The following is a 15982-nucleotide window of genomic DNA, read 5'->3' on the forward strand; positions in this document are numbered from 1 at the left end:
GCTACCTCCATGTATCTCTGTTAACGCAAAGGCAATTATTAGAAAGTTAGCCTTTAATGAGTCCGATAAGCTTTGTCTTTGTATCGTGGTTATCTTTCAGAATGTTGGCTATGACTGAGAAACCCTGCTGCATCTCATCAATCGCTTTCTGAATATCTTCAATCAAGTCATCAATCAGATGCTGGTTATGCAACATCCAGGCATAGAGTTCTTTAGCCTCGGCCCTTAACATGTCGGCATCATATTGGAATTTGGTACTGACAGCGCTGGCTGAACCATCCCCCGTCATGGATGCACCACCGGTAATCCTTAAGATCCGGGCAAAGCGAGCGGCCATACTGGCGATTCTGGACGCCCTTGAAGCGGCAGATGCAACGGTTGTTGCGGTAGCAGTGACCGATGCGCCACCGGCGCCCCCTCCCCCGGCTGCTGCACCTGCACCGCTTGCCGTAGCATTCGCTGCAGCAGCACCACTACCGGCAATACCCGTGGCAGCGGCAGCACCCAACGTTAACACCAGAATCACTGCTGACCAGAACACCATGGCACCAATCATTTGATCCTGTTCGGTACCGAACATTTCCATCATCCAGTTACCGGTTTCAGAAGACACCATCATGGTGATAACCAGAGCAGTAGCTGCAGTCATCAGTGCTGCTGCTGCAATAGCAGAAGCCCCGCCGGTAAACACGGCACTGGCGATCATGATGGCGGCGACAATCGACATGATCGCAACCGCGATACCACCAAAGATTTTACTGATTAACCCGGCTTTTTTCGCTTCCTTCGCCTTTTCAATGGAATCCAGAATCTTGTTCATCCGTTTTTCAGACGCCTGCTCCCTGGCTATCTGATTAACCTTGATATTTTCCTGGTCAAATATCAGACGGTTATTCTGAATTCGGGTCTGTATCTGCATCAGCATCAATGTGGCACTGTCCACATCAATGTGCTTCTTAGAATCCAGAAACGTGGTATTGAATTGTTTCAGATCAGCCTGCAACTGAGCATGCAGATCAGCAGGCCCACCTTTCAGGTTCGCCACTCTGTTGAGGGTATCTGCAAACAGGTTGCTTAACTGTTCCAGTGAGTTATCACCGGCAAGCTTCCCAGTCACCCAGGCAGAGAATGAGTGCATACTGGCGAGAGAGTTATCCGGGTCATTAGGGTCAGCCAGTGACAGAAGCCCATTAATCAGGTCTTCACTGTAACCGAGAGATAGAAGGTGTTCCTTATTGCTTTGCAAAGAGCTGATGTGCTTGGCAAGAGGATTCTGCCTTGATAGAGCTTCTTCCAGAAACTCCCCAAATGGGCCCGCCCCCTCGATAGCTGACTTTAGAAAATCCGGATCAAGACCTTCTATTGCGAATTCGCCAAGAAGTCCCATCTTTGTTGCTTCGGGATCGGCCTTGAAATGATTTTTAATTTCTGTAAATACCGCAATTTCCTTCAACACCTTTTCAGAAGGCGTATCAGCCCCTTCAGCTGGCGCATCCAGATCGTGCGAGGTCTGTGGCAGCTGGACATCATCTTGTACCGGTGCAGTGGACACACTGTTCTGTGTGGAGTAACCGCGGTTAATGCGCTCTTTTTCAGCTTGATCCGTCTTTTGGAAGACCGAAGGATCTACACCCGTTCTATCCGTCGACTGAGGTCCTAATGGAATCGTAGACATCCTGCTTACTCCTCAATTATTGCAAGTTTTCCAGCATGTTTTTTGCGCGCTCAAGATCCTGAGCGTAGTCAGCACTGTCACCAGCCCACTCAATGGAGGTTTCATAAGCAACCCGGGCCTTTTCCTTATCCCCTTTGGCCATGTGGCAGTCGCCGATATAAAGCATGGGACGAGGGTCATCTGAATCAAGAATGGTGGCAAAGGAGAAAATCTCGATGGCATTGTCATACTGCTTCTGCATTTGCTGACATGCCCCTAACCCCAGAAAATATTTACGATTGAAATGATCGTAAAAACATAAAAACTGAAAGACCTTCTGTGCTTCTTCGTACTTCCCACCTTGATATAGGTTGTAAGCCACTGAATAAATGGCTTCCATGGCATCATCACTCATGTTTTTCAAATCTTTGAAGGTGCCACCCTTACCAAAGAAGTCCAGGAGCATATTCTCCAGTTCTTCACCTTCATAACCGCTCAGCTCTTCATTATTCACGTGTGACTCCTCCATGAGTTAACGCAGGTTCTGAATAATCGTACTTATTGACTGGAAGTACTTGTTGATAAAATTCGAAAGCATTTCGAATGTCTGGTTGTATTTATTAATTGTCTGCTGCAGCTTGGTCGTTTCCAATTGAGATTGACTGGTCAATGCCTCAATTTTACCTTTCAGTGCTTCAATGTTTACGTCCCACTCGGCCGAGTTGTATGGACTACCACCTGCGGCTAAATCAGCCCCTAACTTATTCCAGAAATTTGTCATGTCAGCATCGATGGCTGCGGTGCCTGAAGTACCCGCTGCGGCCTTCTTATCCTTAGCCCGAGCCAAAAAAGCATTTGCTTCTTCCAGCAAATCATTTTTTTCATTGATGGATTGAATCTGCTCTTCCAACTGGGCCTGAAGAATATCGGCTCTTGCTGTGAGTACAGACATAATCAATGCATCAAGACTCGGCTTGGTAAAGTCGACTGGCTCACCCAGCAGATAGGCATTGATTTCCGATGCCCCGGGGCCGACATAAGTATCCCCTTGCCAGTTAGCAGGATTACTGACTTCCTGAACCAGAGCGATGGGAGCCTGCAAATAAACCAGCTGCTGTGAAGCTTCATCCAGTTCACCAGTGTACTGGAGTGCATTCAGCGTCTGTTTATTCACAGAATAAAAGTGGGTTGGGGTTAATGAGTTACCCTGATCATCAGGGTCCGCCAGGGACAACAGGGCTTCAATCTGGGCATCGGTATAACCGGCAGCACGAAGTGAAGCAATTCTGGCATCATTCAACGTAATAGTTGTAGTTGTGGTTGTTCCTGATTCAGTGCCGGTGGAACCTGTGCCGCCAACGGGGTTACTCATTAATGACTCCCTGTCTTTATTGAATTATCCCTAAAAGCATTACCTTTAACTCTAGGTTATGAAACGATGTTCTTGCCAATTACACCTTGGTCGAGTTTTTTTATAATAGAAAAGAAATTAAAAAATAAATTATAATTTCCAATTATCAATTAACCACTTTTCAATATATCTTCTTGTTATTTCAGGCTCGTAGAGTCTTGCATCTGTATCTATAAAAGCCTGATCAATGCTGGGTAGATCTTTATCTCCACCATCGCGCTCTAGTATCGTTTCAATAAACTTTTCTCGTTTTTCCGGTGTACTGACATCAACATCTTCGCCACCTTTTGTAGCAATTGCTTCAGCTCGCTCTTTGACTTTTAAGGCAGCTTCTTGCACAACAACAAGCATAAAGCTTTTATCGACTGGATGTACTGATGTACCTTTATCATCATTCATTTTTAAAACAATCTCTTCTTCAAGCTCTTTAATAAGCACTTTGTGTTTAGTGCTCATTTGTCGATCAGAACCATCACTGTTACTCCAATATGAGTCTAATAACTTTGAACACGACATCAATTCATTGGAAAGCTTCTTAAAAGTTACTGGATTCTTGCTAATCTCAGCCATAGTCCAGTCATTATCAGACACTTTTACCTTGCGCTCATTGCGTTCTCTGACCACTCGAGCCCTTCTTTTCCGGGCGTCTCCCAGTGCGACAGGAGCAGGATTTTCATCCGCTGGCGGTACAAAAGGTTCTGTTTGAATTTCAATAGCATGAGTTTGTAACAACCCACTGGTATCCGTTTCCATTTCATGTGTGGTCTGCTTAACCAGATCTTTGGTATCCACCTCCGTTGATCTGGTCGTCTCCTTCACCAGATCCCTGGTATCCACCTCTGTTGATCTGGTCGTCTCCTTCATCAGGTCTCTGGTATCAACCTCCGCTGATCTGGTCGTATCCTTAATCAGGTCTCTAGTATCGATACTCACTTCACTTGTAGGTTTCTTCGCAGCAAGCCTTTCTGACTCAACCTTAAGAGCTCGTTGAACCACTCTGACCAGGTCCGATGATCGAAGCTCAGCTGGTGCTGTTCGATCAGCACCTTCGTAGTATGGTCGCTTTTGTAATGACAAAAAATCTTCGGTCAAATCGGAGGTAAAATAGGAACCAAGGTCTTGAGCTGCAGCGCCAAGATTTAATTGCATTTGTGACAGAAAATCAGCCGTTGGCCGCATTTTTGCAATAATTGCATGCACAACCTCTTCCGTGGTTCGCATTAACTCTGCTTGCTCTTGAACGGAAGCACCAGCCCCATCTGTTAGAGGTGATTTTACCAAATCAATGAGCTCTATATCGTGTTCAAAAAACTTCTCACAGAAGTCCTCTAAGTGCGCAGGATCGTCAATAACCCTTTCTCCAGCCTCACCACGAGTACTCCTATTCTTTAAAAGCTCCCCCCACATATCCTTATGAGCCCATTTACCAATATGCTCATGAACCCAGGTTTCGAATCTCTCCAGTGAAAAAGGCTGTTCATACTGTGTCTCCGAAGTAGCAGAGCTCTGTACGCCTACGTTTGCAGTAGGATTGCCTTTCGAAACAGGTTTGCTCTGTGAGGCAGACTGAGGTTCAACATGGAAGGTACCATCGCTGCTGCGCGCCCCTCCCGAGTCTCCACCATTCGCCCTATCTGCGGACTCGGTTTTTGAAGTCTCCTTATCACTGCTCTGATTTTGGTTCTGACCACTGTTAGGTTGGGGAACTCTCGAGGCATCAGGCCCAAGCCCTCCCATCAGATCCACCAGCAATGCCCCAAAAAATACAGAGCTGGATATTAATCCAACAGACATGAGAATCCCCAGGCCTGCACCTGCAGCAATAGCGGGACCTGCGGGAGTGCACATAATGGCAACAAAAATAAGTGATAACGCCAGCCCAATGGCAATTTTGTGTTTGCTGGCAAAGTCCATCACCATTTTGAAGAATTTTTTCAGCCCGGTTTTCAATTGATTCATGAAGCTTTTTTGAGAAATTGCTTCTGGCTGTTCTCCCCCCTCAATGGAAAGCCCAGCCTCTCGAGCATCCAATAAATCAGCTGCACCTTCAATGAATAACTGGGCTTTAGCTGGATCCAAAGGCAATAATTCATCATCGTCGAGAGATACTCCAGAGTCATGGCGCACACGAGGAAGTGTGGATTCATATTGGGACTCTTTATCAGCGTCGTATCCCTCCCCATCAGGTTCAAATGACATATCAACACCCAGGTCATCAAAACTGTCTGTTGATGCAGAGCCTCTGTCTAAAAGCCGGGATTTTGAACCTGATGACTCAAAGCGCCTTTCATGTTCATAACCAGGCTTTGGAAGAAGCATACTGGTTCTAGGTGGACAGGCTACCGTTTTTCTATCTGCAAAAGTCCCCCCTCTACTCTTGGGAGTAATTACAGGGTTAGAAAATGTGGGACTTGTGAGCACTGAAGGTCTCGTACCATCGGCCATGAAAATTCCCTTTTAAATATCTCCGTTATATAAAAGAAAAGTCTAGCTGATTAATAAGTGTCAAAACGAATAATCAAAATGTAATTAAAAAAAAATTTTAATTACTAAAATAAAGAAATAAAAAATAACTATCCTAAGACCTGTTATTCAAAGAAATTTAGCTGGGAATACCAACGTGCTAGAAACGCTCTACCTACTGGCCATCACTGTGGAAGCAATGGCGGGAGCTATTGTTGCGGGAAGAAAAAAAATGGATCCATTTGGGATCTTAATCATTGCCTGCTGTACAGCATTCGCAGGGGGAACGGTCCGTGACCTGGTGCTGAATAACCACCCCATGGTCTGGGTTGGTAAACCCGAATACCTGATGGTCACCTGTTCAGCCGCCTTATTTGTACTTTTTATCCGCCCCTGGATTCGTTACATGACAGAACTGTTCCTGGTGCTGGATGCCGTAGGCTTGATCACGTTTAGTATCATTGGTGCCCAAAAGACCCTTGAGCTAGGGCATGGCTACGTCATCGCCGCAACCATGGCGGTGTTTACCGGGGCTTTTGGAGGGGTCGTGCGAGATATTTTATGCAATCAGGTGCCCCTGGTGTTCCGCAAAGAGCTTTATGGAAGCATTGCTTTTCTTTCCGCCTGGCTCTATTTCGGCCTGGAGACAACATCGCTTTCACACAGTGTCGTAATCCTGATTACCCTGATTACTGGCTTTGCCCTTCGAATCCTGGCTATCTATAAAGGTTTGGAGTTACCAAAGTTCAATTTTGATGATTCCCCAGAAAATGATGACAGTAACAGCCGGTAAGCGCGTAGCCTGGACCGGTGGAATAAAAACAACACCACCAGGGCTCATCACATAGAATCGATAGGGCGTTCATAGAACTCAAGTACGGCGGACATCAGGTCTTTTGGACTTAATATTCCAACCAGGCGACCTTCTGAAAGAACCGGCACCCGAAACGCCTTGTCCGCCATAAACCTTTGATAAATTGAGATAATATCATCCTTAGGCTCCGCAGTAATGACCTTGGTTGTCATATACTCCCGAACAAGGCCTGCATCCTGTGAGAAATAGCTGCCATTCAGCGTTCCCTCCAGACAATCCGTTTCTGAAAGAATGCCCACCAGCTCATGCTCATCATTTACGACCGGTGCAGCGGTAATATTATGTTGCAACAAAATGCGAATTGCTTCAGCCACCTGAATATCTGGAGAGATGGACACAACATTAGGCGTCATACAGTCTTCAACAGTAATTGATCTCACAGGCACCTCCTGAGCAAGTCTCCCGATTAAAGCAGTCAACACGCTATCTTTCTAATTTTAGCTGCAAGTCGGTGAAATGCTGATCTTGGTAAGCCACCTCTTAACAAGTTTTAAAAACATGGGTTGCAACTATTGGTGCCAGAAGACATTTAACCACCTGTTTAAAAGCTAAATTCATAGCTATAAATCAATAACTTACACAACAGGCTAAAAAGAAAGTCAGGATATCAATAAAAATTGAACTTTCATCTCAATTAATTATCTAACCGGATGATCAGGCATTTTTTATTTAAATAAAGGACTTTTAAAATGACTACGCCAGCAATTCCACAAACGACTCCAACGGCTCCACAAGCTGAATCTGCCAGTACGTTTAAAAGGGATACTTTTGTCGTTACAGCGGTTTATCTCGGATACACCGTAGCTCCAGCTTCAACCGTGATTATTGTTGGTACCTATATCGTATCAAGCAACCCAGAATATCGTGAAATGGTTGCTAATGGGACCAAAAAGATCGCCAATTATTCGATTGATAAAGGCTATGAGCTGACGTGTACCGCAGTCAAAGCAGTCGGTAAGACAGGGTATCAACTGACCTGTGCTGCAATCAACTGCGCTACCAACGCGTATGCGGGATATAATTCCCCAGCCGAAAGCACCTCCAGTGATGTATTTGGCGAATATGAAATGGTCGATTCGACTTCTGTATTCGATGAGATCCCTCTGGACTAAAACCAGACCAGTACCAGCTTGTATATCCAGCCAATAGTTGCTTCAGACTGAATTATCTGTAGCAACTATTCTTGATTAAAACGCTTAATAATACCCTTCTCATTTCTCTGAAAATCCAGTTGAGTCAACTGTTTTACCGCGCTTGGCCAAAATTTTTATATCTGCTGATGGTTATGGGTTGATTCATTATTGTAAATCCTCCCCTTTTAAGGTGCTATTACGCTACCTCCTTACTACTTCTTGATTGGTGTATAGGAGAGACAGCAAACAATCTCACGCTACGTACACCACTACTCATTTAAATGAGCTTTTAAAGGTAAAGGACGCAGTAGGATGGAGCAAAAATGCTGAAAAAAGTGCCGCTTATGAGCAGTGAGTAGGCATGGTGAGACATTTTACCATGCCGTATTGATAGGAACAGACCTTTTGAAGCTACCTCGTATAGTGGAAAAGAACGAAGCAAACTCTATATAATACGCGGCAATTTTAAACGGACCTCACACAGAGATTGACTGTCAATGAGCTATGCATCTGTTCCTGCTGGTAAAAATCTGCCAGAAGATATCTACGTTATCATCGAAATCCCTGCCAATGCTTCGCCAATCAAGTACGAAGTTGACAAGGATATGGACGCCATTCTGGTTGACCGTTTCATGGCAACCCCAATGTTCTACCCAGCCAACTACGGTTACATTAACCAGACACTGGCTGATGATGGCGACCCTCTCGACGTGCTGGTTGTAACGCCATACCCGGTTATTCCGGGCTCAGTCATTCGCTGCCGTACGGTTGGCATGCTGAACATGTCTGACGAAAGTGGCCGTGACGAGAAACTGATTGCCGTTCCTCACGACAAGCTCTCCACGATCTACAAAGACGTGAAAGAATACACGGATCTGCCAGCTCTGCTACTCCAGCAGATTGAGCATTTCTTTGAAAACTATAAAGATCTTGAGCCAGGCAAGTGGGTTAAGATCGATGGCTGGGAAGGTTCCGAAGCGGCCCTGGAAGTCATCAAGAAGTCCGCCGCCAACTACAAAGGCTGATCTTCTTACCCAGCAGCTCAGGCCCCGGCCTGAGCGCTTCCATGCATCTCAAATGGTTTTCTTTCCTCTATCCTCCTTCCCCACTTGCATCTCTGATATATCACTGCACAATAAATAGCATTCGCCATTATAAACAGCTGCTTATATGCCAAGACACCATCTTACCCTGATCTGGGCCCTGTTTCTGGGTCTGTTCATCTCATTGCCTGCCCAGGCAAACCTGAGGCAGTTATTCGGGGCAGATTCCGGTGAAAACCAGGACTTTCTTCCCGTCGAAGAAGCTTTTCAGTTCACCGGACGGATTGAGCAGGGCAACGCCATTGTTGATGTTCTTGTAACACCAGAGCACTACCTCTATAAGCATCGGTTTACCTTCACCCCGGCAACCGACATTAAAAGTCTGGGCAGCGAAACCTATCCCGCTGGCGAGCAGATATTTGACCCGTATTACAACAAAGAGCTGGAGATTTTCAGCAATAACTTTGTAATCAAGCTTCCTGTCAACCACTCTGGCAGCCTGCCAGAGCTGGAAATCGGCTTCCAGGGCTGCGCCACAGCCGGACTTTGCTATCCACCACATAAAGTGGTCATTCCACTGGTTGCCCAGGCAGAAGCCAGCGAGTCACCAGCATCGGTCAGTGCTGTCCGCCCTGAGACAACGGGCCCTGATAATACCTTCCAGCAGCAGCTGGAACAGAACAGCCTGCCGATTGCTCTACTGCTCTTTGTGCTGGCGGGTATTGGGCTCAGCCTGACGCCCTGCGTCCTGCCCATGTTCCCGATTCTTTCCAGCCTGATCCTGGGAGCAAAGGAACAGAGCAAAGCCAGAACCATTGCCCTGACGATAACCTATATACTCACCATGTCAGCCACCTTTGCCATTGCTGGTACCTTGATGGGTCTGTTTGGTGCCAGCCTGAATCTTCAGGCAAAGCTTCAGTCTCCCTGGCTGCTGATTCCAATGGCATTGCTCTTCGTGCTTCTGGCACTGAGCATGTTTGGCCTTTACGAATTACAGCTACCCGCCAGAATCCGCGACAGACTCAGTGGCAATCAACAACGTTCAGGCAGTTTATCGGGTGCAGCCGTGATGGGGATACTTTCTGCACTGGTGGTCTCTCCCTGTGTCTCAGCGCCCCTCGCCGGCGCCCTCATCTACATCAGCTCAACCGGTGATGCCCTGTTTGGTGGGTTGACCCTGTTTGCCCTGGGATTGGGCATGGGCATTCCGCTGTTTGTTCTGGCTTTAGGAGGAAGGCACTGGCTGCCAAGATCTGGCGCCTGGATGAATGGAATTCGCTCATTCTTTGGCGTATTACTCCTCGGGGTTGCCATCTGGATGCTGGAACGGATTATCTCTCCACCGGTCACGCTCTTCCTGTGGGGAGCCCTGTTGATTGGCAGTGGTGTATTCCTGGGCGCACTTCATACCAACCTGAATGAAGCCCACCAGAAGCTCAGACAGACCATCGGTATGCTCTGTCTGATATACGGTACCTGCCTGATTGTTGGCGCCGCCATGGGCAATAGTGATCCCCTGGCTCCCCTTGTCAGCAAACACAGCACTTCAGTAACGACCAAACAACCGGTGGGCTCCGGCTTCAGGACGGTGACCACACTGAACGAACTGAATACCCTGCTGGCTGATGCAGCACTGAGGAACCAGCCGGCCATGGTGGACCTCTACGCGGACTGGTGCCTATCCTGTAAGATCATTGAGCGAACCGTTTTTCCCGACCCGCTGGTTGCTGACCAGCTTGCCACCCTATCCCTGATCAAGCTGGACATCACAGACAATACGCCAGAACATCAGCAGTTCCTCAACCAGTATCAACTGTTTGGCCCTCCCGCCCTGCTGTTCTTTGATGCCAGTGGCAAGGCGTTGCCGATGCTGAAATCCCAGGGTGAAATCACCGCGATTCAGTTGCATCAAAAGCTGACAAAACTCCTTGAAGCCCACGGAAAAACTGCAGATACCTGAACTTGTCTGAAACAGGCATGAAATGCTTCGTAACTGTCGTTAACCTCCTGTAACACGCACAAACTGGACGCACTCTTGACAATGGGGCAAAATGCCTGATCAGTAACGATGGCAATGCACTTCACTGCCCATCGTGCAATCGGTTAACGATACGCACAGCGTCCATAAGCAAGGTTGAATGCTGAAAGCCCCTACCATCAGGCAGGGTTACAACCTGGGCAATTGTGGTCTTTAAGAGGATAAACATGGCTGACATTCTTGTGCTCAATGGTCCCAACCTGAATCTGCTGGGCACCCGGGAGCCTGGTGTATACGGTGCAACCACACTTGAACAGATCACCCAGAACCTTATCCAACAGGCTGCTGATGCAGGCCTCCAGCTGGACAACTTTCAAAGCAATGCCGAACACCTCCTGATCGACCGTATTCATCAGGCGGGTAAAGATGGGGTACGTTTTATCATCATCAACCCGGCGGCTTTCACTCACACGAGTGTGGCACTGAGGGATGCATTGCTCGGGGTGGCGATTCCATTTATTGAAGTGCATCTATCGAATGTTCATCGCCGGGAACCTTTCCGCCATCACTCTTATTTCAGCGACGTTGCTGAAGGGGTCATTGCCGGACTGGGCCCTAAAGGCTACGACATGGCACTTTCAGCGGCGATTGACAGGCTTACCAGACAGCCAGAGCCATAAGAACGCGAACCATTTCATCAGAACGCGGTTCAAACACGGAACCGCGTTCTGATTCATGTTAATCACAGTGCAACGGTCTTAAATCTGTTTTAAACAACCGCACTGTCAGGCAAAAACTGACCATCGGGGATCGTGCGCTCGCTAAGTCGAATGCTCGATGTTTCGCAAAATCAACCACACTGGCCGGCCAGTCCTGCCAGTACAAGCATTTGAGACTGACAATGGATATCAGAAAAGTAAAAAAGCTCATTGAGCTGCTGGAAGAATCAGGTATTGATGAGCTCGAAATCCATGAGGGTGAAGAGTCCGTTCGTATCAGCCGTTACTCAAAAAATGCACCACTGGCTGCAGCACCTATTGCTTATCCAGCAGCGGCACCAGCCCCAGCACCGGCTGCAGCCCCGGCAGCGGCTGAAGCGGCAGCCCCTGTGTCAGCAGCAGAGCCTGTCGTATCCGGTCACCAGGTCAAGTCTCCCATGGTTGGCACTTTCTACAGTTCGCCTTCACCCGATGCACCGGAATTCGCCAAGGTTGGCCAGCAGGTGAAGGAAGGTGACGTACTCTGCATCGTTGAAGCCATGAAAATGATGAACCAGATCAAGGCGGACAAATCCGGTACCATTGATGCCGTTCTGGTAGAGAATGGTCAGCCTGTTGAGTTCGACCAGCCCCTGTTCACCATTATCTGAGAGTCGCGTCATGCTCGATAAAGTCGTAATAGCCAACCGGGGCGAAATTGCTCTCAGAATATTAAGGGCCTGCAAAGAGCTGGGCATCAAGACCGTTGCGGTTCACTCCAAAGCCGATGCAGATCTTATGCATCTGCACCTGGCGGATGAGTCCGTCTGTATCGGTCCAAACAACCCGGCAGACAGCTATCTCAATATTCCTGCCATCATCAGTGCCGCCGAGGTAACTCACGCAACCGCGATTCACCCCGGTTACGGCTTCCTGTCAGAGAATGCCGATTTTGCTGAACAGGTGGAACGCAGTGGCTTTACCTTTATCGGGCCTTCAGCAGATGTTATCCGCCTGATGGGAGACAAAGTCTCCGCGATAGAAGCCATGCAGAAAGCCGGTGTACCCACCGTTCCCGGTTCCAACGGATCACTAACTGACGATCATAGTCGTACACTATCCATTGCCCGTGACATTGGTTATCCCGTGATCATTAAGGCTGCCGGTGGTGGTGGTGGCCGCGGTATGCGTGTGGTTCACAATGAGGAAGACCTGATCAGCTCCGTAGCTCTGACCAAATCAGAGGCCGGCGCAGCGTTCAATAACGATACGGTCTATCTGGAAAAATTCCTGCAAAACCCACGTCATGTGGAATTTCAGGTACTCGCCGATGGCCAGGGCAATGCTATTCACCTAGGCGACCGTGACTGCTCCCTGCAACGTCGTCATCAAAAGGTCATTGAAGAAGCGCCTGCCCCGGGTATCCCGGAAGAGAAGCGTCAGGAAGTCGCCAGTGCCTGTACCCGTGCCTGTATTGAGCTGGGCTATAAAGGTGCTGGCACCTTTGAATTCCTGTATGAAAATGGTGAGTTTTATTTCATTGAAATGAACACCCGTGTTCAGGTAGAACACCCGGTAACAGAGATGATCAGTGGCATTGATATTGTCAAAGAGCAGCTGAGAATCGCCAGCGGGATGCCCCTGAGCGTTCGTCAGGAAGACATCGAACTCAAAGGCCATGCGTTCGAGTGCCGTATCAACGCAGAAGACCCAAAAACCTTTATGCCTTCACCTGGCAAGGTTTTGCAGTTTCACGCACCCGGCGGCAATGGCGTTCGTGTCGACAGTCACCTGTACAACGGCTACAGCGTTCCTCCTTACTATGACTCACTGATCGCCAAGATCATCAGTTATGGTCCGGATCGCGAAACCGCCCTGATCCGGATGAAAAATGCACTGGATGAAACCGTCATTGAAGGGATCAAAACCAACATCCCTCTCCATCAGGATCTGGTGACTGACCCTCACTTCAAAGAAGGCTGTGTCAGCATTCACTATCTCGAAAAGAAGCTGGCTGATTAATATCGGCTGCTGAAACGTCGCTGAGCCAAGGCCATTCCCCTCCGGGAGTGGCCTTTGTTTTTCTGAAGTTGGCACCTTAGCCAATGCTTGTTTATGAAATACCCGTGCTCAGCTACAATAGGCTGCTTATGTTCCATGAATTTCTCTCCTGAAGAACAGGCCGGAATTCTTATCGCTTTTCATTCTGGATAACACAATGTCTTGGATTCAAGTCAGACTGGATACAACTTCTGACCATGCTGAAATTCTGGAAGACCTGCTTCTGGAAGCAGGAGCCTGTGCGGTAACCCTGCAGGATGCGAAAGATCAACCAGTCTATGAGCCGGAGCTGGGTACCACTCCCCTGTGGAATAACACCATTGTCGTTGGTCTGTTTGATGCCCAGACCCGTACTGATGATGTCATTCCTTTTCTCCAGGAAAATGCCGGACTGAACCCTTTCCCTAATCACAAGGTCGAACTGGTTGAAGATAAGGACTGGGAACGCGAGTGGATGACCCACTTTCATCCTATGCAGTTTGGTGATCGCCTGTGGGTTTGCCCAAGCTGGAAGGAAGTTCCGGATCCAGAAGCCGTGAACTTAATGCTGGACCCAGGACTGGCATTCGGCACCGGAACACACCCAACCACCGCGCTCTGCCTGCGATGGCTGGATCAACAGGCCAACCTGGAAGGTAAAGAAATTATCGATTATGGCTGTGGCTCAGGCATTCTTGCGATTGCTGCACTGTTACTGGGTGCCCGAATGGCAATAGGTGTCGACTTGGATCCCCAGGCACTGGAAGCCACTATCGAGAACGCAAAACGCAACAAAATCCCGGCAGGCAAGCTTGAGGTTTTCCTGCCAGATGATGAACCCAGTGAACAAGCTGATGTCGTACTGGCCAACATTCTGGCTGGTCCATTGACGCAACTGGCTCCCAAACTGGCCAGTCTAACCAGGGAAGGTGGTTCCATTGCGCTGTCAGGCATACTGGCAGAGCAAGCGGATGAAATAATTAAAACGTATGAACAGTGGTTTTCCATGGACACCCCGGTAACCTTTGATGGCTGGGCCATGCTTTCAGGTACACGACGTTCCTGACCACGGTTCGAAAGAAACGACTGCCAAAATACAGGTACGAACGTATCTGTACGATTAATTAGACTGGATTCAGTACGGGGGCTCTGGTCTAATTAAACGCAGCCTAAAAATCAGGTAAAAAGTAAACATGGCGCCTTCAAGTGTCACTTGCCCCCACTGCCAGACAACATTTCGCATAACCAATGCTCAGCTCAGGGCTGCCAGCGGTTCAGTGCGGTGTGGGTCATGCCTGCAGGTTTTTAATGCACTGGATCAGGTTGAGCACGTCAAAACCACCAGCCATGAACCACCGGCTGAAACCAGCCCATTACCTGAGACTCCCCCTCAAGAAACACCCAAGCCGCCGGAGCAGAAACACAGCTCCGAGGAAACACTGGCTGCCCGGGAGCCGCTGGTGAGCAAACCAGCACTCCGCCCGGAAACACCCCAGATTAAAGACCCGGACTCCTCCGTAAAAGCAAAAGTAGCCACGCCCCCTAAACCGATGGAGTACGATGGCTACCATCAGCCAAACATCGATACCCTGATCCAGGAACTGGATGAACAGGAAACCGAAGCAGCAATTAACGAACAGCAACGGCGCAGACAACGAACCTACTGGGGCGTTGCTGCCAGTGCCCTGATGGCACTGCTTGTGTTGCAATTTGCCTGGTTCAACCGCAATGCGCTGTCCCTGAACCCTGCGCTGAGGCCTGCCTACACAATCGCCTGCACTCTCTTGCCGTGCACACTCCCACCACTGGTCAACATCGATGCCATCCGCAGTGTAGACCTGGTCGTCCGCAGCCATCCAGATGAGGACAATGCCCTTCAGATAGACGCCGTCATCATTAATGAAGCCAGACATCCTCAGCCATTTCCGAATCTGGAGCTGACTTTCACCGACATCAACGGCCGACTGGTAGCCAATCGTACCTTCAGCCCTTCTGAATACCTGGGAGGAGAATTGGCCGGCTCTAAAGAGATGCCAAAAGCACAACCCATCCGGCTTGGGCTGGAAATCCTGGATCCCGGTGAGCGAGCGGTAAACTATCAGTTGACGTTCAGCGAGAATAAAGCAACGCGATTCAACTAAGCTTCTTTTCGAACCACGAAGAACACAAAGTTCACAGAGAAGAGATAAGGAAAAAGGTTATCTTTCTTTGTGAGCTTTGTGTTCTCTGTGGTCTAAAGATCTTTTTATTGTTCAGGCAATCGCCAACAAGCGGATAAGCTCTTTCCGGTTACCAATCAAATCCGCCAGGCTATACCGGTTCAACACCTCCATAAAAGCTGCGACGGCTTCCGCAAGCACCCCTTTCAATTCACACCCCGGTGATATCCGACACATCGGCTGCTCACACTCCACCACCTTCATGGTGGTTTCCATACAGCGCACCAGTTCCCCCAGGTTAATCGCTTCCGGTGGCTTCCCAAGGGTAAACCCTCCCCCCTTTCCGCGAATGGTTGTGAGATACCCCTCATGTCCGAGTTTCTGGACAATCTTCATCACGTGATTCCGCGATATATCGTAGGTATCCGTTACCTCCTGAATCGATAGCAACCGCCCTTCCGGTTGAAGCGCCGCGTACATCAAAATGCGCAATGCGTAGTCGGTGTGTTTTGTCAGTTTCATTCAG

At 48.5% G+C, this 15982-nt stretch carries 15 protein-coding genes; 9 read left to right on the forward strand and 6 right to left on the reverse strand.

Annotated features, from left to right (window positions below; all coding sequences use genetic code 11):
- Positions 1-46: 46 nt before the first annotated feature.
- The 4 genes from sctE to ACOCLE_RS14015 form a co-directional block, all read right to left on the reverse strand.
- Positions 47-1675 carry a type III secretion system translocon subunit SctE gene (gene sctE / locus ACOCLE_RS14000; RefSeq protein WP_419532978.1) on the reverse strand — a complete coding sequence of 543 codons (1629 nt, stop codon included), beginning with the start codon at positions 1673-1675 and terminating at the stop codon, positions 47-49.
- Positions 1676-1691: 16 nt separating this feature from the next.
- Positions 1692-2168 carry a SycD/LcrH family type III secretion system chaperone gene (locus tag ACOCLE_RS14005; RefSeq protein WP_419532979.1) on the reverse strand — a complete coding sequence of 159 codons (477 nt, stop codon included), beginning with the start codon at positions 2166-2168 and terminating at the stop codon, positions 1692-1694.
- 18 nt (positions 2169-2186) lie between these two features.
- Positions 2187-3026 (reverse strand): hypothetical protein, encoded by an 840-nt coding sequence (locus tag ACOCLE_RS14010; protein WP_419532980.1) that lies wholly within the window; start codon positions 3024-3026, stop codon positions 2187-2189.
- 129 nt (positions 3027-3155) lie between these two features.
- Positions 3156-5510, reverse strand: a complete 2355-nt coding sequence (locus ACOCLE_RS14015; protein ID WP_419532981.1) for a hypothetical protein — start codon at positions 5508-5510, stop codon at positions 3156-3158.
- A gap of 175 nt (positions 5511-5685) precedes the next feature.
- On the opposite strand from ACOCLE_RS14015, the gene ACOCLE_RS14020 reads away from it, so the two are divergent.
- Positions 5686-6321, forward strand: a complete 636-nt coding sequence (locus tag ACOCLE_RS14020; RefSeq protein ID WP_419532982.1) for a trimeric intracellular cation channel family protein — start codon at positions 5686-5688, stop codon at positions 6319-6321.
- 47 nt (positions 6322-6368) lie between these two features.
- Here ACOCLE_RS14020 and ACOCLE_RS14025 read toward each other — a convergent pair whose 3' ends face one another.
- Positions 6369-6782 (reverse strand): CBS domain-containing protein, encoded by a 414-nt coding sequence (locus tag ACOCLE_RS14025; protein ID WP_419532983.1) that lies wholly within the window; start codon positions 6780-6782, stop codon positions 6369-6371.
- Between the two features lie 309 nt (positions 6783-7091).
- Here ACOCLE_RS14025 and ACOCLE_RS14030 point away from each other — a divergent pair, with 309 nt between their 5' ends.
- The 8 genes from ACOCLE_RS14030 (at position 7092) to ACOCLE_RS14065 (ending at position 15438) form a co-directional block, all read left to right on the forward strand.
- Positions 7092-7514: a hypothetical protein gene (locus ACOCLE_RS14030; RefSeq protein WP_419532984.1), complete on the forward strand. Its 423-nt coding sequence runs from the start codon at positions 7092-7094 to the stop codon at positions 7512-7514.
- 518 nt (positions 7515-8032) lie between these two features.
- On the forward strand, positions 8033-8560 hold the full coding sequence (ppa, locus tag ACOCLE_RS14035) for an inorganic diphosphatase (protein WP_419532985.1): 528 nt from the start codon (positions 8033-8035) through the stop codon (positions 8558-8560).
- Between the two features lie 145 nt (positions 8561-8705).
- Complete coding sequence (gene dsbD / locus ACOCLE_RS14040; protein WP_419532986.1) at positions 8706-10541, forward strand: protein-disulfide reductase DsbD; 1836 nt, start codon at positions 8706-8708, stop codon at positions 10539-10541.
- Positions 10542-10786: 245 nt separating this feature from the next.
- The gene (aroQ, locus tag ACOCLE_RS14045; protein ID WP_419532987.1) at positions 10787-11239 is read left to right on the forward strand and encodes a type II 3-dehydroquinate dehydratase; all 453 of its coding nucleotides are present in this window, start codon (positions 10787-10789) and stop codon (positions 11237-11239) included.
- Between the two features lie 221 nt (positions 11240-11460).
- Positions 11461-11928, forward strand: a complete 468-nt coding sequence (gene accB, locus ACOCLE_RS14050; protein WP_419532988.1) for an acetyl-CoA carboxylase biotin carboxyl carrier protein — start codon at positions 11461-11463, stop codon at positions 11926-11928.
- A 10-nt stretch (positions 11929-11938) separates the two neighbouring features.
- Positions 11939-13279 carry an acetyl-CoA carboxylase biotin carboxylase subunit gene (accC, locus tag ACOCLE_RS14055; RefSeq protein WP_419532989.1) on the forward strand — a complete coding sequence of 447 codons (1341 nt, stop codon included), beginning with the start codon at positions 11939-11941 and terminating at the stop codon, positions 13277-13279.
- Between the two features lie 196 nt (positions 13280-13475).
- On the forward strand, positions 13476-14363 hold the full coding sequence (prmA, locus tag ACOCLE_RS14060; protein WP_419532990.1) for a 50S ribosomal protein L11 methyltransferase: 888 nt from the start codon (positions 13476-13478) through the stop codon (positions 14361-14363).
- 127 nt (positions 14364-14490) lie between these two features.
- Positions 14491-15438, forward strand: coding sequence for a DUF3426 domain-containing protein (locus ACOCLE_RS14065; protein ID WP_419532991.1), 948 nt, complete (start codon positions 14491-14493; stop codon positions 15436-15438).
- A gap of 111 nt (positions 15439-15549) precedes the next feature.
- Here ACOCLE_RS14065 and ACOCLE_RS14070 read toward each other — a convergent pair whose 3' ends face one another.
- The gene (locus ACOCLE_RS14070; protein WP_419532992.1) at positions 15550-15978 is read right to left on the reverse strand and encodes an Rrf2 family transcriptional regulator; all 429 of its coding nucleotides are present in this window, start codon (positions 15976-15978) and stop codon (positions 15550-15552) included.
- Positions 15979-15982 lie beyond the last annotated feature (4 nt).

Source organism: Endozoicomonas sp., assembly GCF_965196975.1.
Taxonomy (GTDB): domain Bacteria; phylum Pseudomonadota; class Gammaproteobacteria; order Pseudomonadales; family Endozoicomonadaceae; genus Endozoicomonas.